Consider the following 19,912-nt stretch of genomic DNA (forward strand, 5'->3'; position numbering starts at 1 on the left):
TTGCTAGAGCGTGGAAGGATGGAAGCGGTCGATGCCGAGATCGCCGATCCGGGTCTGGGTGCCGCCGTTGACGATCAGCTCCGCCATCACGGCGCCGGCGCCGGGGCCGAGCTGGAAGCCGTGCAGCGAGAAGCCGAACTGGTGATAGAGGCCCTTGTGGCGGGCACTCGGCCCGAATACGGGCAGGTCATCCATGGTCTTCGCCTCGATGCCGGCCCAGGCCCGCATGATCGTCGCATCGCGCATCACCGGAAACAGCTCGAACACAGTGCGGGCGCTGGTCGCGAGACTCTTCCAGTCCAGCACCGTCTCGTTGCGATCTTGATAGGGCGTCGCCAGATGGCCGCCGCCGATCAGCACGGTGCCGTTCTTGAATTGCTTGAAGGAGAGTTTTCGCCCGCGCAGGATCACGACGGGGTCGATGAAGTGCGGCACGCGCGAGGTGATCATCAGCATCGGCGCCACGGTTTCGACCGGCACCGGTTCGCCGAGCGCTGCCGCGATTGATCCGGCCCAGGCGCCGGCGGCATTGACGAGGACCGGCGCGGCGTAGCTCCGGTCGCCAACATCCACGTGCCAGAGGCCGTCGCTATGCCGGATGTTCGTGGCGGCCGCGCCTTCGCACACGGTGGCGCCGAGCTGCTCGGCCTTGCGGCGGAACGCCGTCGTCGTCTGCGCCGGGTTGGCGGCGCCGTCTCGGCGCGAGACCACGCCGCCGGGACAGGTGTCGGCCGCGGCAGGCACCAGCCGCCGCAGCTCAGTCGCGTCGATCAGCTCCTCATGGACAAAGCCAAGCGCATTGAGCTCCGCCACGCGCGCGCGGCAGGCGGCGAGCTCATCCTCGTTCTCCGCGACCAGAACCTGGCCGTAGCTTTCAAAGCTGCAATCGTCATCGACCAGCTCTGAAATCTTCTCCCAGATCTCCATCGAGCGGATCGACAGCGGTATCTCCGGGACGTGCCGTGCGAGCTGGCGCACACCGCCGGCGTTGACGCCCGAGGCGTGCCGGCCGGCATAGTCCTTCTCGATCAGCACCGGCTTCATGCCGGCGAGGCACAGATGCAGCGCGGTCGAGCACCCGTGGATGCCGCCGCCGACGACGATCGCATCCACGTTTGTTGTCATCCGCGCACCACCGCCTTGACGTCGGCCTCGCTCTTCGGAACGGCGGCGAGCTCGGCGAGCGTGATCGGCTTCACCGGTGCGCGTAGCCGGTAATAGCCAATTTCCTGCGGAGTCTTACCGCGTGCCTGCGCCATCAGCTCGGTGACGGTGAGGCCGCAGAGCCGGCCCTGGCACGGGCCCATGCCGGCGCGGCGATAGGCCTTGAGCTGGTTCGGCCCGGTCGCGCCGATCGCGACCGCATCGAGAATGTCCTTTGCGGCGATCTCCTCGCAGCGGCAAACGATGGTGTCGCCTGAGGGAATGCGGAACTGCCGCGCGGGGCGGAACAGAGTGTCGAGGAAGATGCGTCCGCGCTCGGCCTTGACTAGATCGCCCCGCAACGCCGCCATCGGCGGCAGCTTCGCTGCGGCCGCAGGGGCCAGTGCCTCCGCCGCCGCCCGCGCGGCGATCCGGCCGCGCACCACGGCCGCGCCCGCGCCGCCGATGCCGGCGCCGTCGCCGGCGATGGCGATGCCGGCGACTGATGAATTGCCGTTTTGATCGAGCACCGGCGACCAGCACAATTGCAAATCGTCCCAGCGATGCTCAACGCCGGCCGCCATCGCCAGATTGACGTTGGGCACGACGCCCTGATGTAACAGCAAGAGATCCGTGGGGATGGCCTCGCGCTTGCCTCCGGCCACATAGCTCACGCTCGCGAGCTGGCCGTCACCGGAAGCGGCGAGCTCCGTGACGCCCGGTACGACCTGCACCTTGGCCCGTACCTCGCGCATCATCGCAAGTCCCTTTGCGAAATACGGCGAGGTGAGGAAGGCGAAAGCGCGAGGCAGCGCGGCGAAGTAATTGCCGCGCTCGGTGGTGTCGAGGATGCGGTTGATGCGGCCGCCGAGGCGCAAAATCTGCGCTGCGAGCAGCCAGAGCAGTGGCCCCTGCCCCGCGATCACCGTGCGACCATCCGGCACCAAAGCCGATGATTTGAGCATGGTCTGCGCCGCGCCCGCGGTCATCACCCCCGGGAGGGTCCAGCCCGGAATCGGAAATGGCCGCTCCAGCGCGCCAGTGGCCACGATCACGCGCCTCGCCTTGACGAAGGCAGAAGCACCGCCGACGGAGACCGCGATCTCGAGATTGCGGTCGAGGCTCCAGACCGTGGCACGCTGGATGATCTCTGCGTTGCTCGCGCGCAGCGCCTGCACGAGGTCGGCGCCCACCCAGTAGTCGGCGCCGAGCTGATTGCGCTCGATCACGGGCGTCGAAGCGATGGCGCGATAGACTTGGCCGCCCGGGCCGATGTTCTCGTCAAGCAGCAACGTCGACAGGCCGGCCTCGGCAGATGTGGCCGCGGCAGCGAGCCCCGCGGGCCCGGCTCCGATCACCACCACGTCGTAATCTTCGCGCTTGGGAGCAAAAGTCATCGTCCGATCTCCCGCTTGCCCTTCTGTATCTCGATCTGCATGCCCTCGGCGACGGGCACGAGGCAGCCCTGGCGGTTGCCGACGCCGTCGATGGTAACGAGGCAATCGAAGCACACGCCCATCATGCAGTAGGGCAGACGCGGCGCGCCGCTCACCGCCGTTGAGCGGCGCACGTCGCGGCCTGAGGCCAGCAGCGCAGCAGAGACTGTGTCGCCCTGCTGCGCCGTGATGGCTGTGCCGTCCACGAAAATCTCGACCGGCGGTCGCTTGTCCTGTTCGGATCGCTTGAACATGGAGATGCCTCTTGGCTCCTTGTCTGATGTCACTAGTAGCCGCTGTCGTTCGCCGCGCCCGCGCCGCCGAAGCGGCTGGCCGAGAACGCACCGACCAGCTCCGGCTCCAGCGCGCCTTGGGCGACCATGCGCGCGATCTCGAAGGCATGGTTGGAGGCGAGCGTCACGCCGGAATGGCAGCAGGCGACGAAAGCGCCGGGATGGGTCTCGGACTGGTCGTAGATCGGAAAGCCATCCTGCGGCATGACGCGGATGCCGGCCCAGCTCCTGATTACGTTGAGCCGCGCCAGGTGCGGGAACATGCGCTGCGCGCGATCCGCCATCACGGCGCTGACGGAATGCTTCAGCGCGCGATCGTCGAGCTCGTCTTCCTTGCTGTCGCCGATCATCACCGTACCCTCGTCGGTCTGGCGGATCGTGGTCAGCGGATGCGGCAAGAAGGGCATGGTGCGTTCGGTCACCACGATCTGGCCGCGGGTTGGGCCCATCGGTGCGTAGAGACCGACCATCGGCGCCAGCGTCTGGTTGGCGTTTCCGGCGGCAAGCACGATCTTGCTGGCGCGAACCTCGCCCTGCGGTGTGGTCAGGCGGAATTCGCCGCCGCTCTTGCTGATCGCTGAGACCGCCCGCTCCGGAAGATAGTCGATGCCGAACGCCTTGAAACCGGTGTGGAAGGCACGGAACGTGCGCAGCGAATTGACGTGGCCGTCAAGCGGGCAAAAGCTGCCGCCGGAGACTTCCGGCCCGATCAGCGGCAGCGCTTTCTTCACCTCGGATGCCGGCAACATCTCCATCTTGTAGTCGGCAGCGCCCGTCTGATTGTGCATGCGCTTGACGAGCTCGGCGCGCTGGCCAAATTCGTCCTCGCCAAGGGTGAGATGGAAGCCGCCGTTCTGCTGGAGCGAGACGTCGAGGCCGGTCTGCTGCTTCAGTTCCGATGCGAGCCGTCCCCAGGCCTGCGACGCTTGCACTGTCCAGACCGTATAGGCGGGCATGCCGAGCCCTTTGCTCTGCACCCAGACCAGCGCAAAATTAGCGCGCGAAGCGCGCTTGGTGATGTCGCCCTCGTCGAGCACGGCGACGCTTTTGCCGAGCCGGCCGAGACCCCAGGCGATGGCGGAGCCGAGCAATCCGCCGCCGACCACGGCGACGTCGTATTCCCGAGAAGCTCCGTTCCGATTGAATCGGAACGGAACTTCAGATTCTTGTTTAGACGCGTTTTCTTCACGCGAACCGGCGTCCACTTCGCTCGAAAACGCTTTAGACATGAGTTCTCCTATCGTCCCGTATCGCCCTTGCCGGCGAGCACACGGTCGAGCCCGTAAAAGCGGTCGAGCAGAATGAGGGCGGTCATGGTGATTGCGATCACGCAGGCCGAGACCGACGTCACCAGCGGATCGATGTTGTCCTGGATGTAGAGGAACATGCGCACCGGCAGCGTCTCGGTGCCGGGAGCCGCGAGGAACACGGTCATGGTCAGATCGTCGAAGGACTGGATGAAGGCAAGCGCCCAGCCGCTGATGACGCCGGGCAGGATCAGCGGCAGCGTGACGCGGCGGAACAGCGTCCAGCCGCCGGCGCCGAGCGAGACCGCCGCCATCTCGACCGAGAGATCCATGCCGATCGCAGCCGCGAGCGTCAGCCGCAGCGCGAACGGAAACACGATGATGACATGCGCGATGATCAGTGCTGCAAAGCTTCCGCCCATCCCGGCCGAGGTGAAGAAGCGCAGGAAGGCGATGCCGAGCACGACATGCGGTATCATCAGCGGCGACAGAAAGAGGGCTGCGAGCGCATCGCGGCCGCGGAAACGATAGCGCGCGATCGCCAGCGCCGCCGGCACGGCGAACAACAGCGCCACGAACGAGGACAGCGCGCCGAGACCAAGGCTGACCCAGAAGGCATGGATGAATTCCGGATAATTGGCGATCGTCCTGAACCAGCGCAGCGAGAAGCCGTTGGTCGGCAGCGATAGATAGCCTTCCGGCGTGAAGGCGACGAGGCAGACCACCAGGATCGGCGCCACCATGACGATGACGAAGATGGTGTGGAAGATCAGCGCGAGCGGTCCGTTCCGCCTCATCGGAACACCTCGGCATAGCGCCGCTCGATCAGCGCGTTGCTGCCGACGACGATCAGGACGAGCGCCGCTAGCAAGAGCGTGGCGACGGCAGCGCCCAGCGGCCAGTCCAGCGTGTTGAGAAACTCGTCATAGGCAAGCGTCGCCGCGACCTTGAGCCGGCGGCCGCCGATGATCGCCGGCGTTGCGAACGCGCTGGCCGACAGCGAGAACACGATGATGGCGCCCGACAGCACGCCCGGCATGATCTGCGGCATGATGATGCGGCGGACGATGGTCATGGGGCGAGCGCCGAGCGACAGCGCGGCATTCTCGATCTGCGGATCGAGCCGTTGCAGCGCCGCCCACACCGACAGCACCATGAACGGCATCATCACATGGGCCAGCGCGACCACCATGCCGGTCTCGGTGAACATGAACGGAATCGGTGAGCGGATCAGTCCGAACGACATCAGGAGCTTGTTGACGAGGCCGTTATTGCCGCCGAATAGCAGCGCCCATCCGAGTGTGCGCGCCACGACGGAGATCAGCAGCGGCCCGAGAATGATGAGAAGAAAAAAGCTCTTCCAGCGTCCGCTCATGCGGTTGAGGATGTAGGCTTCGGGCGCACCCAACACAGCGGTGAGCAGCGTGGTCAGGATCGCGATGCGAAAGGTTCGCCCAAACATCTCGGCGTAATAGGGATCGGTCGCGATTTCGCGCCAGTTCTTGAGGATGAAGACGGGCTCGATGCCCTTGTACTGGCCCCAGTCGTGGAATGACAGCATCACGGTCATCGCCAGCGGAATCAGCAGCACGCCGACGAACAGCATCAAGGCGGGCGCCGTCAGCACCCAAGGGGCGCGCGCACTGCGTTCCTCGGCGGCCGTGCTCATGCGGAGGCTCCGCGCACGCTCATGTCCTCCGGACGCCAGGCAAGGCGAACGGCCTCGCCTTCGACCGGCTGGGACTGGCCGTCATTCTGGCGGATCACGATCGCCGGGCCGCATTCGCTTTCGCACTGAAACAGCCAGTGATTGCCCTGGAAGATGCGGGTGACGATTTTTGCCGTAAGGCCAGCATCGGCAAACCCGATCCTTTCGGGGCGAATGCTGACCGTCACGGGACCACTGAGCCCGGCAGGCGCCGGCGCGCTCCACGAGCCGGCGACCAATCGCGCCGGCGCGCTGGTCCGATCGATCGTCGCGGCAAAGTCGTTGGTCTTGCCGAGAAACTGCGAGACGAAAGCCGAGGCCGGCCGCTCATAGGTCTCCTGCGGGGTCGCGATCTGCTCAATGCGGCCCTGGCTCATCACCACGATGCGGTCGGACAGCGACATCGCCTCGTTCTGGTCATGGGTGACCAGGATCGTGGTGGTGTCGATGGTGCGCTGGATCTGGCGCAGCTCGATCTGCATCTCCTCGCGCAGCTTGGCATCCAGATTCGACAGCGGCTCATCGAGCAGCAGCACGCTCGGCTTGATCACCAGTGCGCGTGCCAGCGCCACGCGCTGCTGTTGGCCGCCGGACATGCGGCGCGGATGGCGGTCTTCATAACCGGCGAGCCCGACCATCGCGAGCGCGGCGCGGACGCGCTCGGACCGCTCGGCACGCGCCACCTTGCGCATCTCGAGGCCGAAGGCGACGTTCTCCGCCGCGGTCATGTGCGGGAACAGCGCGTAGCTCTGGAACACGATGCCGAGCCCGCGCCTGGCCGGATGGATCGCGGTGAGGTCCTTCCCCTCGAGGCGAATCACGCCGCGCGTGGGATCGAGGAAACCCGCGATCATCTGAAGGGTCGTGGTCTTGCCGCAACCAGAAGGGCCTAGGAAGGAGATGAACTCCCCCTTCCCCACCGCAAGACTGAAATCGTCGACCACAGTCTGCGCACCGAACTGCTTGGCGACCCGATCGAGCTCGAGATATGCCATGGCACTGTCTCCGGTGTGACCGATCAGCGCTCGACCTCGCGATTCCAGCGCTTGGTCCACTCCTCGCGCTTCTCGTTGATCACCGTCCAGTCAGGATTGTAGAGTTTTGCCGCGCGGTCGCCGATCGGCGCCATCTTGCCGAGCTCCGGCGGGACCACGAGCGATTTCAGCACCGGGCCGTAGCCGTAGTCTTTCAACAACACGAGCTGGATTTTTGGGTCGAGCAGCATCTTGATGAAGCTCGAAGCCAGCGGCGAGGTGTTGGGCTTGGTGATGGGACAGGCGGTCGTCAGCAGCGTTGCCGCGCCTTCCTTCGGGTAAACGAATTCAACCGGAAAGCCGGTATTGGCAAAGCTCTGCACGCGGCCGGTGCCCCACACCGCGATCACGGCCTGGCCGGACTGGAACAGCTCGGTCATCTTGCCCGGCGACGGCTCATAGGCCAGCACGTTCGGATTGATGTCGTTCTTGAATATCTTGAAGCCGGAATCGACATTTGACTCGCCGCCGCCGTTCATCTTCGACAGCATCACCAGCGCCTCGAGACCATAGGTGTTGTTGATCGGCGGGATGACGAGCTGCTTGGCGTATTTCGTATCCTTCAGGTCGTTCCAGGAGGTTGGCGGCGCCCAGCCCTTCTCCGCAAATACCTTGGTGTTGTACATCAGGCCGGTCGCGACGATGCCGATCGCCACCGCGCGGTCATCCTTGAAGCGAGCGGTGTCGTAGAGACCGGCCGGCAAGCTGTCGAGCTTGCCGCAGAATCCAAGCTGAATCGCCTGATACATCGGACCGTCGTCGACGATGGCAACGTCGATCTGCTGGTTGCCCTTTTGCGCCTGGAGTTTTGCCAGCGTGTCGGTGGAATTGCCGGCGACGTATTCGACCTTGACGCCGTTCTCCTTCTCGAAAATTGGGATCACCTCGTCGCGGATCGTCTTCTCGAACGAGCCGCCGTAGCCGGCGACGTAGAGCGTTTTCTGCTGCGCCGAGGCGACCGACGGGGCGACGGCGAGCGCTGCGATGCTGACCGCTGTCAGAAGGCTGAGAGTCTTCATATGGACCGATCTCCAATACCGGGATGAGGTGACGTGCCGACGAGTCTCGCTGGCTGAAATCGTCCGCATTCGGTTCGGCGCCAATCCAGTCCGACCAGGGTGTCCGGCCCCTGCCCAGCGGCGTTGCTGCGATCGAGAGAGCCTGAAGCCCTCCAGATTGCCGAAAAAGCGGGCTGTCTCCAGCTCTGATGAAAAAGATCGCAAACCCTGGCTTCCATCGTCCAATGAATAATGGCACCCTCTGCATGCCTAAATGTGATGAATGGAAATCAGAGTGGCGCGAATCAATTCGCGGCAGGTGGAAGCTTTCCGCGCGACCATGCTGACGGGAAGCGTGACCGAGGCGGCGGCATTGATGACCGTGACCCAGCCGGCGGTCAGCCGCCTGCTGCGCGACTTCCAGGCGCTGCTTAAGATGGAGTTGTTCGAGCGGCGCGGCACCGGCCTGGTACCGACCGCCGCGGCTACCGCTCTCTACACCGAAGTCGAGCGATCCTTTGTCGGCCTCGAACGCATCACCGCCGCCGCCGAGGAGATCCGCGGCCGCCGCACCGGCTCGCTGAGGATCGCTGCGCTGCCAGCCTTGTCGAACGGCTATCTGCCGCGGCTCGCCGGGCATTTCCTCAAGGAGCGGCCCAATCTCAACCTCGCCTTCTTCGGCGTGATCTCGCCGATCGTGGTCGACTGGGTGCTGAACAATCAATGCGACATCGGCTTTGCCGAGGTGCCGATCGCCCATTCCGGCCTGCCGAGTCTGCGGCTGCCTTCACTGGCGCGCGTCGCGGTACTGCCGACCGGACATCGGCTGGCCGAAAAAGAAGTGCTGGAGCCTCGCGACTTCGAAGGCGAGACCTTCATCTCGCTGTCGGCGGGATCTTCAAGCCGGCACCTCGTCGACCAGGTCTTCCACCGCAGCGACGTCCGCCGCGTGCTGCGGGTCGAGACCACGCTGTCGGAGATCATGTGCGGCATGGTCTCGTCGGGGCTCGGCGTCTCGATCTGCGATCCCTTCACCGCGCAGGAATTTACCACCCGCGGCGTCGTCGTGCGCCGCTTCCTGCCGCGCATCGACTTTGAATTCTCCGCCGTCTTTCCCGCCCAGCGCAGCCCCTCACCAGTAGCGCTGGATCTCGTCGAGACCATGCGCAAGGCGCTTGCCGACTTCGACGACGAAACGACGCTCAACCGTTGAATGCGGCCTGCGCCTCCGGCAGGTCCCAGATCTTGCCGATCGCCGCCGTGCCGGCGGCCGTGATCGCCGCCTCGTCGGCGCCGAGATAGCGGCCGGCATCGACCAGCACGCGGCCGTCGACCATGACCTGATCGATATTGGCGCGGTTAGCGAGTGCAATCAGCGCGCGGCGCGGATCGAACAGCGGCTGAAGATGCGGATGGGTGAGATCGACGACGGTGAGGTCGGCCGTCGCGCCCGGCTCGATCCGGCCGAGACCCGGCCGCTTGATCACGTCGGCGGCAGTCGCCGTGTTCGCTTCGATCAATTCCGGCGAGTTCGCGGCATCGGCGCGCTGCGAAGTGGTCTTGGAGATGAACGAGGCGGCGTTGAGCTCGCCGAGCAGGTCCATGTTGTAGCCGTCGGTGCCGACCACGGTGCGGACGCCATGCTCCGCAAACCGGCTGAAGGCCGCAGTGACGCCGGCGCGCGCGAACACGCGCGGGCAATTCAGAACGGTCATGCCGCGCGCGGCCATCAGCTTGAGATCGTCGTCGGTGCTGAACATGCAATGCGCCGCCATCAGGTCAGGCGCAAGCAGGCCGAGCCAGTCGAGATATTGCGCCGGCGTGCGGCCACCATAGCGCTTTCTGATGGTTTCGACTTCGGCGCGGCTCTGCGCCATGTGGGTCGTGATGGGCACGCCCAGCTCGCGTGCCCGCGCGGCGCAAGCCTTCAGCAAATCGGGACCGCACGTGTCGGTGGCGTGCGGACTCATCGCAAGGCCGATGCGGCCATCGGCGCGGTTGTTCCAGCGTTGGTAGAGTGCATCCCAGGTCGCCATGTCGGCAGCGCCGTCGTCGCCGGCATAGCTGACCACGCCGTCGGGGCCGGCCTTGGCATCTGAGGTGGAGAAGAGATAAGGCGCGCCGTAGAAGCGGATGCCCATCTCCTCGGCGGCATCGAACATCTCGGGGATCGAATTGCGGAACGGCTCCATCACGGTGGTGGCCCCGCCCTTGAGAAGCTGGAGGATGCCGAGCCGCGCCACCGCAAGACGTTCCTCCGCCGACAGCAGATCGGCGCCGCGCTTGGTCAGCGGCAACAGCACCGTATAGACGATGCTCTGGTTGTTGCGGCGGCCGTTGCCGTCCTCGGTGTGGCTGCGCGCCACCGCCTCGCTAAAGCAGTGATTGTGCAGGTTCAACAGGCCCGGCAGCACGAAGCGGCCGGGACGGTCGTAAGTTTGATCCGCGCCCGGCCTGTCGCGCGTGACCGCGGCGATCTTCTTGCCTTCGACCAGGACCCAGTGGTCGCGCAACACATCCTGCGCGCCGTCCTTGCGTGACAGCACATAGCTGCCGAAGATTGCGATCGTGCTCATGCGGGGCGTACGTTCCAGAAGACGGCGGTGCCGTCGAGAATGCCGGTGATGGCTTTGCGATAGGCGGTCGGCTGCTTGTACAGGCCGATCGGAATATAGGGAATTTCCTCGAACGCCACGGACTGAATCCCGCGGCAGATGCGTTGCTGCTCGGCAAGCTCGGAGGCGGCCAGCCATTGGCTGCGCAGGCCGCCCATCTTCTCGCTCGCATACCAGCCGGCGACCTTGCCCTCACCGCGCAGATTGGTATTGCCGGCAGGATTGAGCCAGTCGATGCCTTGCCAGTTGCCGACCGCCGCGCTCCAGCCACCCTGCCCGATCGGATCCTTCTTGAGCTGGCGCTGCAACACTACGGCGAAATCCAGCCCGGCATATTCGACGTTCATGCCCGCCTTGCGCAGGCTGTCGACCGCGATCTCGCCGAGCGGCTTCTGCGCCAGCGAGTTGGTGGGCACCAGAACCACGATCTTCTCGCCGTTATAGCCGGCGGCCTTCAGGTTCGCCCTGACCTTGGCGTAGTCGCGAGGGCCGCGGAACACATCGAGGCCGACCTCGCTCGCCATCGGCGTTCCCGGCGCGAAGTAGCCGATCGGCGACACCTGAAACGCCGGATTTGTACCGGCGACCGCCGTCATGAACGCGGACTGATCGATCGCCCCCAGCAGCGCACGGCGAACGGCGGGATTGTCGAACGGCGGCTGGAGGTGATTGAGGCGCAGCATGCAGGCGTAACCTCGGGGATCGAGGATGCGCGTCTCGATATCGCCAGCGGCCTTGATCACCGGGAGCAGGTCGTGCGGCGTGGTTTCCTGCCAATCCTGTTCGCCGGTCTGAAGCGCGGCGACGCCGGTGCCGGCATCCGGCGTCGTGGTCCAGACCACGCGGTCGTAATGCACGATCTTTGGTCCCGCCGTCCAGTCTGGCTTGCCGTCGGTGCGCGGCTGGTAACGCTCGAAGCGGGCATAGGCATTGCGGGCGCCCTGCACGCGCTCGTCGGCAAGATAGCGGAACGGACCGCTGCCGATGACCTCGGTCAGCGGCTTGAACGGATCCTGGCTCGCGAGCCGCTCCGGCATCATGAAGCAGGCGTTGATCGCGGCTTTGCCGAGCGCCTGCGGCAGTAGCGGGAACGGCCGCTTGAGGCGGAAGCGGATGGTACGGTCGTCGGCCGCCGAGAGCTCGTCGGTCGCCGCCATCAGCTCGCCGCCAAAGCCGTCGCGCGCGGCCCATCTGCGAATGCTCGCGACGCAATCACCCGCCAGCACGCGCTCGCCGTCGTGCCAGAACAGTCCATCGCGCAACGCAAGGTCCCATTGCAGCCCGTCGCCGGAGATGACGTGACCCGACAGCATCTGCGGCGAGACCTGAAGCGAGGAGCTCATGCCGTAGAGCGTGTCGTAGACCATCAAGCCATGGTTTCGCGACACCTGCGCGGTCGAATAGATGGGATCGACGAAGGCGAGGTCGATCACCGGAATAAAGCGCAGCGTGGTCTGCGCTTGGGCGCGCACGATGCCCGGAAACGAGAGCGACGGGACGACAGCTGCGGCCTTCAACAACGAGCGGCGGGAGACGGGCATTACGAGGGGCTCCTGACGAGATCGAACAGCATCATTAGCATCTCACGCGTTCAACAAGACCGCGCCGATCGCAGCGGCGACCGCCTGCTGCGCTGGCTCGACCACAGGCAGGCCGATCGCTTCCGCAATCGCCGCGCGATGCGACGCCATGCCGGCGCAACCCATCACCACGACATCGGCGCGGCATTGCGTGACCAGCGCGCGGCCGGCCTCGATCAGTCGGCCGCGAATGTCCGCGCCCGCCGTTTCCGCGGCACTCGCGCCGACCGACCAGCTTCCGGCATAGCGGCTGTCGACGCCCATGATCCGCGCCATGCGCTGCTGGCGGCGGATGCTCGACGGCGACAGCGCGATGATTCCAAAGCGTTCGCCGAGCATCAAGGCGCGAAAGATGCCGCACTCGGCGATGCCCATCACGGGGCGACCGCCCGCCGCCTCGCGCACCGCATGCAAGCCGGGATCGCTGAAACAGGCGAGCACGAAGGCATCCGCATCGTCGTCCGACACGCGGTTCACCAGCGGCATGACAACGCTGTCGGCATCGCGCTGCGAACTGATGCCGGGCGGTCCCTCGGCAAGGCCGACCACCGCAATCTCCGGCCCGCCCGCGATGCGCAGCGGCGCGACCGCATCATCGATCGCCGCCGTCACCGACGCAGAGGAGTTGGGATTGATGACGAGGATGCGGCGACGGGTCATGGCACTGCTCAGCGATTACCAGCCTCGTGGCGCAGGAAGTTTTCGGCGATCTTCTCCCCGGTCGTGATCCAGACGTCGGGGCACGATTTCGCGTAGGTCAGGAATTCGCGCAACAGGCGCAGCCGCATCGGGCGGCCGCTGCATTGCGGATGCAGCACGGTCGTCACCATCGCGCCCCAGTCCCTGGTTTCGTCGAGCTCGTCCTTCCAGATCGATAGCACATGCTCCCTGGGGAAGATCGAGCGCGGGCTGAAGCGCGCGGAGAGCCCGTGCATCCAGTCGTCATAGCTTGCGGTCACCGGCAGCTCGATCGTGCCGGGCTTGCCGTCCGCCAAACGATGGCGATAGGGCCGCACGTCGTCGCGGAACGAGGACGTATAGACGATGCCGTGGCGCACCAGCGCGGCGCGCAGCTCCTCGGTGAACTCGCCATAGGGCGCACGGTAGCCGGTCGGCCTGACGCCGAGCCGGCGGTTCAGCGCCTGGAAGCCGCGCTCCAGCTCCTCCTCGATCCAGGGATCGCCGGGATCGGGCAACAGGTGATGATAACCGTGGTGACCGATCTCGTGACCTGCCTTGAGGATGGCTTCGGCCATCGCCGGATGTGCGTCGACCGACCATCCCGTGACAAAGAAGGTGGCCTTGAGATCGAGCTGATCGAGCAGTTCGAGAAGTTTTGGCGTACCGACGCGCGCCTCGTAGCCGCCATAGCTCATGGTGATGAGCCGCTGCGCGTGCAGAGCGTCTTTGCTGGTCCACGCGCTCTCGGCATCCACGTCGAACGACAGGAACATTGCCGAGGTATAGGGCTTCGGCCAGGGATAGTCCGGCGCGGGATCCGCGGTGTTGGCCGGAGCGATCGGGATGCTCCGGAGTGCCTTACTGTCCAGCATTGATGGTCGCCTTCTCTATTGCATTATCGCTCAGTTTCCATTTCGCCAGCAGCGTCCGATAGGTGCCGTCGGCGATCAGCGCATCGACCGCCTCCAGCATGGCCTGCTGCAGCGCCTTTTCCTTGATCGGCAGGGCAATGCCGGTGAATTGCTGCGCGATCGCAGTGCCGACCGGCGCATAGGCGCCGGGCTCGAGATCCATGATGTAGGGCAGCGTCTCGTTGCCCTGCACGGCGGCGTCGATGCGGCCCTGCTTGAGCTGGGTGCGGGCGTCGGCCGAGCCGTCGGTGCCGACGACCTGGATCGGCGTGTTGTTGCCGCAGCTCTTCTCGCTCCAGGCCGTGATCATGGCCGGGAACATGGTGCGGCGGCTGGCACCAACCTTCTTGCCGCAGAGCGCGGCCGTCTCCTTGAACTCGGCCCCACGCGACTGCTGCACGAAGAACGCCGGCCCGCTCCGCAGATAATCGACGAAGGTCGCCGTCTCGTGCCGGCTGGCGTAGTCGGTGAATCCAGACAGGATCGCATCGACGCGACCGGTCGAGATCGAGGGCATGAACTGGTCGAAGCTGGTCTCCTGCCATTCGATCTTGACGCCGAGCTTGCGGCCGATCGCCTCACCGAGATCGACATCGAAGCCGGACAGCGTGCTGGTGGCGGGATCGCGGAACTCCATCGGCGGATAGTTCGGCACCAGCGCGATCTTGATGCTGCCGCGCTTGCTGATCTCCGCCGGCAGCTCGATGGCCATCGCGGAAACGGTCATGACACCAACCAGCGCCGCCGCAACGAAAAATCTCTTCATCAACACGCCCCCAATTCAGGTTACTGTTCAGATCACTGCCGATAGAAATGCCCTGGTGCGCTCCTCGCGCGGCGCGCCCAAGACGTCCGAGGCGCGGCCCTGCTCGACGATCGCGCCCTGATCCATATAGACGACGCGGTCGGCGACCTCGCGCGCGAAGCCGAGCTCGTGCGTCACCACCATCATGGTCATGCCGCTCTTCGCCAGCTCCTTCATCACCGCAAGCACCTCGCCGACGAGCTCGGGATCGAGCGCGCTGGTCGGCTCGTCGAACAGCATCAGCATCGGCTTCATCGCGAGCGCGCGGGCAATGGCCACGCGTTGCTGCTGACCGCCGGAGAGCTGTGCGGGATAGGCATCGGCCTTGGCCGATAGTCCGACGCGCCGTAGCAGCTCGACCGCCTCGGCGCGCACCTCGTCGAACCTGCGGCCTTGGACCTGAAGCGGACCTTCGGTGATATTCTCCAGCGCTGTCTTGTGCGGAAACAGGTTGAAGCGCTGGAACACCATGCCGGTCTTGAGCCGCTGCCGCCCGATCTCGCGCTCGCTGAGCCGATGGAGCCGCACGCCCTGCTCGCGCACGCCCAATAGCTCGCCGTCGAGCCAGATGCCGCCACTGTCGATCGCGGCGAGCTGGTTGATGCAGCGAAGCAGCGTGGTCTTGCCCGAACCCGACGCACCAATCAGACACATCACCTCGCCGGGCCAGACGTCGAGCGAAACGCCCTTGAGAGCCTGAAACTCGCCAAAATTCTTGGCAACGGAGCGGATCGCGACGAGGGGTTTTGTCATCGGGCGAACTGCAATGTGCCGCGCGCGAAGCGGCGTTCGAGCAGCATCTGGAGCGGCGTCAGGATCGAGACGACGAGCAAATACCAAAGCCCGGCGACGATCAGGAGCTCGATCACGCGGGAGTTGGCGTAGTAGATGTTTTCGGCGTTGTGCAGCACTTCCGGATACTGGATCACGCTCGCGAGCGACGTCGCCTTCACCATGCCGATGAACTCGTTGCCGAGCGGCGGGATCACCACCCGCATCGCCTGCGGCAGGATGACCCGGCGCAGCGCGCGCAGCCGGCCCATGCCGATCGCCTGTGCGGCCTCGTATTGCCCGACGTCGACCGACAGCATGCCGGCGCGCATCACCTCGGAGGTATAGGCGCCCTGGTTGATCCCGAGCCCGAGCAGCGCCGCGAGGAACGGCGTCATGACGTCGACGGCACGCGCGCTCCACAGGCCGGGAATGCCGATGGTCGGAAACACCAGTGCGAGGTTGAACCACAGCAGCAGTTGCAGGATCAGCGGCGTGCCGCGAAACAGCCAAGTGTAGCCGGCGGCAACCGTCTTCAGCACCGGATTCGGCGACAGCCGCATGATCGCGATAACCACGCCAAGAAAGATGCCGAGCGCCATCGCCAGCACCGCCATCACCATGGTGTTGACGATGCCTTCGAGGATGACTTTTGCGGTCAGGAAGCGGCTGACATAGGACCATTCGATCTGGCCGCCCGCAAATGCACGGCCGATCGCCGCCAGCACGAGCACGATCAAGGCTGCGCTCAGCCAGCGAAACCAGTGCGGCTCGCGCGCGATCCGCATCCCCGACAGGTCGGGAAAACCCTCCGCGAGTACCGGCGCCGGCTTCATTGCGGCGCCGCGTTCTGCATGGACTCGGTGATCGCGTTCGCGCCCAGGCCCCATTTGTCGAGAACCGCCTTGTAGGAGCCATCGGCGATCATGGCAGCGAGCTTTTCAGTCACCACCTCACGCAAGGCAACGTCATCCTTGCGGAACATGATGCCCTGATAGCCCTTGGCGAAGGGCTCGCCGACCACGCGGTATTTGCCGGGCTCCTGCGTTTGCGCATATGGCAGCGTCTCGCTGCCCTGCACGGCGGCATCAATCCGGCCCTGCTTGAGCTGGTTGCGAACGTCGATAGAATTCTCGCCCGGGACGTACTGGATCGCCGGCTTGCCGGCCGCCTCGCAATTCTGCTTGCTCCACTTCTCGATCTCGACCGGAAAGCTGGTGCTGCGCGTGGTGCCGACCTTCTTGCCGCAGAGATCGCTTGCGGCCTTCGCCTCGTTCTGCGCCATCACGAAGAACTGCGGCCCGGTCGCGAGATAATCGACGAAATCGGCGGTCTCGCGTCGCGAAGCGCGATCGGAGATGCCGGAGATGATGAAATCGGCGCGTTTGGTCTGGAGCGAGGGGATCAGCTCGGCGAACGGCGTCTCGCTCCAGATAATCTTGAGGCCGCCCAGCCGCTTGGCCAGCTCGCCCGCGAGATCGATATCGAGTCCGACCAGCTCGCCGGTCGCGGGATCACGATATTCCATCGGCGCGTAGGTGGAATTGACCGTGAGCCGCAAGGTGCCCGCCTGCTTGATCTCCGCCGGAAGCTCGGCCGCTTGCGCGGAGGCGACGGCAGTCAAGGCTGTGAGTCCGAGAAAAAGCGAGACGCGTGTCATGTCAGCTCCTTTGCCGATCATTTCCTTTGCCGATCTGTTGCGTTGCCAGCGCCGTGCCATTTGGTCAGTCCGCGTCGAGCACAGCCGGCGCGACGACGCCGGCGCGTTCGGTGATCACCCTGTATTGCTCCGGCCGCCGATGGGCCGCGAAATTGAACATCTTGTCCTTGCCCTGGCGGCAGAGATCGAGATCGACGTCGGCGACGATCACCTCGTCGGCCAAGGTCTTGGCCTGCGCGACGATGCGACCATTGGGATCGACGATGCAGGAGCCGCCGATCAGCCCGGAGCCGTCCTCCTCGCCCGCCTTGGCCACCGAGATCGCCCAGGTCGCGTTCATGTAGGCGTTGGCCTGCGTCACCAGCGTCGAGTGGAAGGTGCGCAAGGCGGCGTCTTCCGTGGAGCCGCCATTAGGATCATAGGCCGCCGAATTGTAGCCGATGCAGACCAGCTCGACGCCTTGCAACCCGAGCACGCGCCAGGATTCTGGCCAGCGGCGGTCATTGCAGATCATCATGCCCATGATCGCATGAGCCCAGGCCGAGCCGGCGCGGAAGGCGGGAAAGCCGAGGTCGCCATAGTCGAAATAGCGCTTCTCGAGCTGCTGGTAGCGCGCACCCGGCCGCGGCTCGACCGAGCCCGGCAGATGCACCTTGCGATAGCGGCCGAGAATTTCGCCGTCGCGGTCGACCAGGATGGCGCAGTTGTAGCGACGGCGGTCCGGCGTCAGCTCCGCATAACCGACATAGAAGCCGACACGCAGCGCACGCGCGCGGTCGAACAGCTTTGCGATAGCCGGGTTCGGAATGCTGCGCTCGAAATACTGGTCGAGCGCCGAGCCCTCCAGCAGCCAGCGCGGAAAGAAAGTGGTGAAGGCAAGCTCCGGAAACACCACGAGGCTCGCGCCGCGGCCAGCCGCTTCCTCCAGCAAATTGAGCATCCGGCCAAGCGTATGCTCGCGCGAATCTGCTTTTTGCGTCGGCCCCATCTGGGCGGCGGCGGCGCGAAGGACACGAACCAAGATTGCCTCCAATCTGTGCGCAGTGCTGCCTCAATGGGCGAATGAACCCCTTGATACACCGTGCAAATCCGCTGCCATTACGTGGCAGCGGGGCTGCAAAATCAATTCATTCTGCTATGATATTTCGGCCCTGAGTATAATCGGCAGTGATATGAACCTGCGCCAGCTTGAGATCCTGCGTGCCGTCATCCGCCATCGCACCACGGTTGCGGCGGCGGACGAGCTGGCGCTGTCGCAGCCCGCCGTCAGCAACGCGCTAAAGACGATGGAGGCGCAGGCGGGCTTTGCGTTGTTCGAGCGTGTCAACAACCGGCTGTTTCCGACCGCCGAGGCGATGGCGCTCTACAAGGAGAGCGAGGCGATCTTCGCGCTGCATGCCAAGCTCGAGAACCGCGTGCGCGATCTGCGCGAGAACCGCTCGGGGCATCTTGCGATCGTGGCGACGCCGCCGCTCGCCTACAGCATCATTCCGTCCGCGCTATCTGGCTTCCTGCGCCGGCGGCCGGAGACGCGCGTGTTCTTTGACGTCCGCCGCTACGAGGGCATCATCGAGGGCGTGCTGAGCCATGTCGCCGAGCTCGGCTTCGCGCTCGGGCTGACGCATCATCCCGGCATCGCGCATGAGGTGGTGCACACCGGCGAGATGGTCTGCGTGCTGCCGCCGCAGCATCCGCTTGCCGACAAACCGGTCATCTCGGCGGCGGACCTGTCCGGCCTGCCCTTCATCGGGCTGGAGCGCGGCACGCGGCTGGGCGAAGCCGTGCGCGACAGTTTTGCCCGCGCCGGCGCGCCGTTCCAGCCGACGGTGGAGGTGCGCTACTGCAACACGGCCTGCGTACTCGCCGCAGCCGGTGTTGGCGCCGCGGTCGTCGATCCATTCTCGCCGCGGCAAAATGGCGGCCATGGCCTGGTCGTGCGCCCGTTCACGCCGACGACGCACGCGGTCGCCTACATGCTATGGTCCGAAGCCGAGCCGCTGTCGCGCCTGGCAAAGGCGTTTCTCGCGGAGGTGCGGAAGGAGAGCGCGCTGCTGGAGCACACGGTGCCACACGAACACGGGACAGGAGCCGACTGAGCTTGCGACGACACGCGCAATCACTTACCTGACGACACATGGCACGCATCACCATCATCGAGACGGGAAAGGTCCCGCAAAAATATCGTGAGCGTCACGGCTCGTTTCCGGACATGTTCGAACGCATGGTCCGTGCCGAGGACCCGACAGTCACGCTCGACATCGTCAGCATCCCCAATGGCGACGCACTCCCAGATCCGCGCGGGCTCGAGGCGATCCTGATCACCGGCGCGGCCGCCGGCGTCTATGACGGGCTCGACTGGATCGAGCCATTGGAAGATTTCGTGCGCAAGGCCTATGCGAACAAGACACCGATGGTCGGCGTCTGCTTCGGCCATCAGCTGATCGCGCAGGCGCTCGGCAGCACCGTGCGCCAATCGGAGCAGGGCTGGGGCATCGGGCGGCACGTCTACCGCGTGCTGCCGGACAACGGCGTCGTCGACGGCGAGCAGCTTGCCATCGCCGCCTCGCATCAGGACCAGGTGATCGAAGCACCGAATGATGCGCTGACGATCCTCTCGTCCGATTTCACGCCGCAGGCCGGCCTGCTCTACGCCAACGGCGCGACGCTGACCGTACAACCGCATCCGGAATTCGACGTGGAGTTTGCCCAAGTGTGCTGTGAGCTGCGCGATGGGAAAGCGCCGGACGAGGTGGTTGCTAAGGCGAAAGCGTCGCTGGCAGAGCCGCTGGACAGCGCCAAATTGGGCGGTGCGATTACGAGGTTTCTGGCGCGGCGCCTTTAGTTCACGAAGTGCAGCCGCGCGCGATCTTCCCTTCTCCCCTTGTGGGAGAAGGTGGCGCGAAGCGCCGGATGAGGGGGTGCATCCGCGAATTCAGAAGTCAGAGACTTGCGCGGCGAGAGACACCCCTCACCCGTCTCGTCGCTACGCGCCGAGCCACCCTCTCCCACAAGGCTAAGGCGTGCACACGT

General features: G+C 65.3%; 20 protein-coding genes. 3 read left to right on the forward strand and 17 right to left on the reverse strand.

Features of this window, described 5'->3' with window-relative positions:
- Positions 1-3 precede the first annotated feature (3 nt).
- Genes FXV83_RS36110 through FXV83_RS36145 form a run of 8 tightly spaced genes read right to left on the reverse strand, consistent with a single transcriptional unit; the run spans position 4 to position 7,880 of the window.
- The gene (locus FXV83_RS36110; RefSeq protein ID WP_148744300.1) at positions 4-1,125 is read right to left on the reverse strand and encodes an NAD(P)/FAD-dependent oxidoreductase; all 1,122 of its coding nucleotides are present in this window, start codon (positions 1,123-1,125) and stop codon (positions 4-6) included.
- Positions 1,122-2,540, reverse strand: a complete 1,419-nt coding sequence (locus tag FXV83_RS36115; RefSeq protein WP_148744301.1) for an FAD/NAD(P)-dependent oxidoreductase — start codon at positions 2,538-2,540, stop codon at positions 1,122-1,124. The genes FXV83_RS36110 and FXV83_RS36115 overlap by 4 nt, the downstream gene beginning before the upstream one ends.
- Positions 2,537-2,833, reverse strand: coding sequence for a (2Fe-2S)-binding protein (locus FXV83_RS36120; RefSeq protein ID WP_148744302.1), 297 nt, complete (start codon positions 2,831-2,833; stop codon positions 2,537-2,539). Before FXV83_RS36120 ends, FXV83_RS36115 begins: the two co-directional genes overlap by 4 nt.
- Positions 2,834-2,865: 32 nt before the next feature.
- Complete coding sequence (locus tag FXV83_RS36125; protein ID WP_235940481.1) at positions 2,866-4,101, reverse strand: NAD(P)/FAD-dependent oxidoreductase; 1,236 nt, start codon at positions 4,099-4,101, stop codon at positions 2,866-2,868.
- An 8-nt stretch (positions 4,102-4,109) separates the two neighbouring features.
- Entirely contained in the window at positions 4,110-4,916 is an 807-nt protein-coding gene (locus FXV83_RS36130; protein ID WP_148744304.1) for an ABC transporter permease, read from the reverse strand.
- The gene (locus FXV83_RS36135) at positions 4,913-5,788 is read right to left on the reverse strand and encodes an ABC transporter permease (protein WP_148744305.1); all 876 of its coding nucleotides are present in this window, start codon (positions 5,786-5,788) and stop codon (positions 4,913-4,915) included. The genes FXV83_RS36130 and FXV83_RS36135 overlap by 4 nt, the downstream gene beginning before the upstream one ends.
- Complete coding sequence (locus FXV83_RS36140) at positions 5,785-6,822, reverse strand: ABC transporter ATP-binding protein (RefSeq protein ID WP_187436404.1); 1,038 nt, start codon at positions 6,820-6,822, stop codon at positions 5,785-5,787. Before FXV83_RS36140 ends, FXV83_RS36135 begins: the two co-directional genes overlap by 4 nt.
- 23 nt (positions 6,823-6,845) lie before the next feature.
- A complete protein-coding gene (locus FXV83_RS36145) occupies positions 6,846-7,880 on the reverse strand; it encodes an ABC transporter substrate-binding protein (protein ID WP_148744307.1) in 1,035 nt (344 codons plus the stop codon).
- 274 nt (positions 7,881-8,154) lie between these two features.
- Here FXV83_RS36145 and FXV83_RS36150 point away from each other — a divergent pair, with 274 nt between their 5' ends.
- Positions 8,155-9,072 carry a LysR substrate-binding domain-containing protein gene (locus FXV83_RS36150; protein ID WP_148744308.1) on the forward strand — a complete coding sequence of 306 codons (918 nt, stop codon included), beginning with the start codon at positions 8,155-8,157 and terminating at the stop codon, positions 9,070-9,072.
- Here the strand turns inward: FXV83_RS36150 and FXV83_RS36155 are convergent.
- From FXV83_RS36155 to FXV83_RS36195, 9 genes are all read right to left on the reverse strand, one after another.
- Positions 9,062-10,435, reverse strand: coding sequence for an amidohydrolase family protein (locus FXV83_RS36155; RefSeq protein ID WP_148744309.1), 1,374 nt, complete (start codon positions 10,433-10,435; stop codon positions 9,062-9,064). The genes FXV83_RS36150 and FXV83_RS36155 overlap by 11 nt on opposite strands.
- Positions 10,432-12,015, reverse strand: a complete 1,584-nt coding sequence (locus FXV83_RS36160) for an ABC transporter substrate-binding protein (protein WP_148744310.1) — start codon at positions 12,013-12,015, stop codon at positions 10,432-10,434. Before FXV83_RS36160 ends, FXV83_RS36155 begins: the two co-directional genes overlap by 4 nt.
- 42 nt (positions 12,016-12,057) lie before the next feature.
- Positions 12,058-12,714, reverse strand: a complete 657-nt coding sequence (locus FXV83_RS36165) for an aspartate/glutamate racemase family protein (RefSeq protein ID WP_148744311.1) — start codon at positions 12,712-12,714, stop codon at positions 12,058-12,060.
- Positions 12,715-12,722: 8 nt separating this feature from the next.
- Entirely contained in the window at positions 12,723-13,607 is an 885-nt protein-coding gene (locus tag FXV83_RS36170; RefSeq protein WP_148744312.1) for a polysaccharide deacetylase family protein, read from the reverse strand.
- Positions 13,594-14,412 (reverse strand): ABC transporter substrate-binding protein, encoded by an 819-nt coding sequence (locus FXV83_RS36175; RefSeq protein ID WP_187436405.1) that lies wholly within the window; start codon positions 14,410-14,412, stop codon positions 13,594-13,596. Before FXV83_RS36175 ends, FXV83_RS36170 begins: the two co-directional genes overlap by 14 nt.
- Before the next feature lie 27 nt (positions 14,413-14,439).
- Positions 14,440-15,204 (reverse strand): amino acid ABC transporter ATP-binding protein, encoded by a 765-nt coding sequence (locus tag FXV83_RS36180; RefSeq protein WP_148744314.1) that lies wholly within the window; start codon positions 15,202-15,204, stop codon positions 14,440-14,442.
- Positions 15,201-16,058: an amino acid ABC transporter permease gene (locus FXV83_RS36185; protein WP_187436406.1), complete on the reverse strand. Its 858-nt coding sequence runs from the start codon at positions 16,056-16,058 to the stop codon at positions 15,201-15,203. Before FXV83_RS36185 ends, FXV83_RS36180 begins: the two co-directional genes overlap by 4 nt.
- A complete protein-coding gene (locus FXV83_RS36190) occupies positions 16,055-16,882 on the reverse strand; it encodes an ABC transporter substrate-binding protein (protein ID WP_148744316.1) in 828 nt (275 codons plus the stop codon). Before FXV83_RS36190 ends, FXV83_RS36185 begins: the two co-directional genes overlap by 4 nt.
- Before the next feature lie 64 nt (positions 16,883-16,946).
- On the reverse strand, positions 16,947-17,903 hold the full coding sequence (locus tag FXV83_RS36195) for an N-carbamoyl-D-amino-acid hydrolase (RefSeq protein WP_148744317.1): 957 nt from the start codon (positions 17,901-17,903) through the stop codon (positions 16,947-16,949).
- A 151-nt stretch (positions 17,904-18,054) separates the two neighbouring features.
- Here FXV83_RS36195 and FXV83_RS36200 point away from each other — a divergent pair, with 151 nt between their 5' ends.
- On the forward strand, positions 18,055-18,978 hold the full coding sequence (locus FXV83_RS36200) for a LysR family transcriptional regulator (protein WP_148744318.1): 924 nt from the start codon (positions 18,055-18,057) through the stop codon (positions 18,976-18,978).
- 38 nt (positions 18,979-19,016) lie between these two features.
- Positions 19,017-19,724 carry a type 1 glutamine amidotransferase gene (locus FXV83_RS36205; protein WP_148744320.1) on the forward strand — a complete coding sequence of 236 codons (708 nt, stop codon included), beginning with the start codon at positions 19,017-19,019 and terminating at the stop codon, positions 19,722-19,724.
- The last annotated feature ends 188 nt before the right edge of the window (positions 19,725-19,912 follow it).

It is taken from the genome of Bradyrhizobium hipponense (assembly GCF_008123965.1).
Classification (GTDB): domain Bacteria; phylum Pseudomonadota; class Alphaproteobacteria; order Rhizobiales; family Xanthobacteraceae; genus Bradyrhizobium; species Bradyrhizobium hipponense.

Excerpts from the sequence above, each read along its gene's own strand:
- FXV83_RS36110 (WP_148744300.1), bottom strand. The coding sequence starts at position 1,125 with ATGACAACAAACGTGGATGCGATCGTCGTCGGCGGCGGCATCCACGGG.
- FXV83_RS36115 (WP_148744301.1), bottom strand. The coding sequence starts at position 2,540 with ATGACTTTTGCTCCCAAGCGCGAAGATTACGACGTGGTGGTGATCGGA.
- FXV83_RS36120 (WP_148744302.1), bottom strand. The coding sequence starts at position 2,833 with ATGTTCAAGCGATCCGAACAGGACAAGCGACCGCCGGTCGAGATTTTC.
- FXV83_RS36125 (WP_235940481.1), bottom strand. The coding sequence starts at position 4,101 with ATGTCTAAAGCGTTTTCGAGCGAAGTGGACGCCGGTTCGCGTGAAGAA.
- FXV83_RS36130 (WP_148744304.1), bottom strand. The coding sequence starts at position 4,916 with ATGAGGCGGAACGGACCGCTCGCGCTGATCTTCCACACCATCTTCGTC.
- FXV83_RS36135 (WP_148744305.1), bottom strand. The coding sequence starts at position 5,788 with ATGAGCACGGCCGCCGAGGAACGCAGTGCGCGCGCCCCTTGGGTGCTG.
- FXV83_RS36140 (WP_187436404.1), bottom strand. The coding sequence starts at position 6,822 with ATGGCATATCTCGAGCTCGATCGGGTCGCCAAGCAGTTCGGTGCGCAG.
- FXV83_RS36145 (WP_148744307.1), bottom strand. The coding sequence starts at position 7,880 with ATGAAGACTCTCAGCCTTCTGACAGCGGTCAGCATCGCAGCGCTCGCC.
- FXV83_RS36155 (WP_148744309.1), bottom strand. The coding sequence starts at position 10,435 with ATGAGCACGATCGCAATCTTCGGCAGCTATGTGCTGTCACGCAAGGAC.
- FXV83_RS36160 (WP_148744310.1), bottom strand. The coding sequence starts at position 12,015 with ATGCCCGTCTCCCGCCGCTCGTTGTTGAAGGCCGCAGCTGTCGTCCCG.
- FXV83_RS36165 (WP_148744311.1), bottom strand. The coding sequence starts at position 12,714 with ATGACCCGTCGCCGCATCCTCGTCATCAATCCCAACTCCTCTGCGTCG.
- FXV83_RS36170 (WP_148744312.1), bottom strand. The coding sequence starts at position 13,607 with ATGCTGGACAGTAAGGCACTCCGGAGCATCCCGATCGCTCCGGCCAAC.
- FXV83_RS36175 (WP_187436405.1), bottom strand. The coding sequence starts at position 14,412 with ATGAAGAGATTTTTCGTTGCGGCGGCGCTGGTTGGTGTCATGACCGTT.
- FXV83_RS36180 (WP_148744314.1), bottom strand. The coding sequence starts at position 15,204 with ATGACAAAACCCCTCGTCGCGATCCGCTCCGTTGCCAAGAATTTTGGC.
- FXV83_RS36185 (WP_187436406.1), bottom strand. The coding sequence starts at position 16,058 with ATGAAGCCGGCGCCGGTACTCGCGGAGGGTTTTCCCGACCTGTCGGGG.
- FXV83_RS36190 (WP_148744316.1), bottom strand. The coding sequence starts at position 16,882 with ATGACACGCGTCTCGCTTTTTCTCGGACTCACAGCCTTGACTGCCGTC.
- FXV83_RS36200 (WP_148744318.1), top strand. The coding sequence starts at position 18,055 with ATGAACCTGCGCCAGCTTGAGATCCTGCGTGCCGTCATCCGCCATCGC.
- FXV83_RS36205 (WP_148744320.1), top strand. The coding sequence starts at position 19,017 with ATGGCACGCATCACCATCATCGAGACGGGAAAGGTCCCGCAAAAATAT.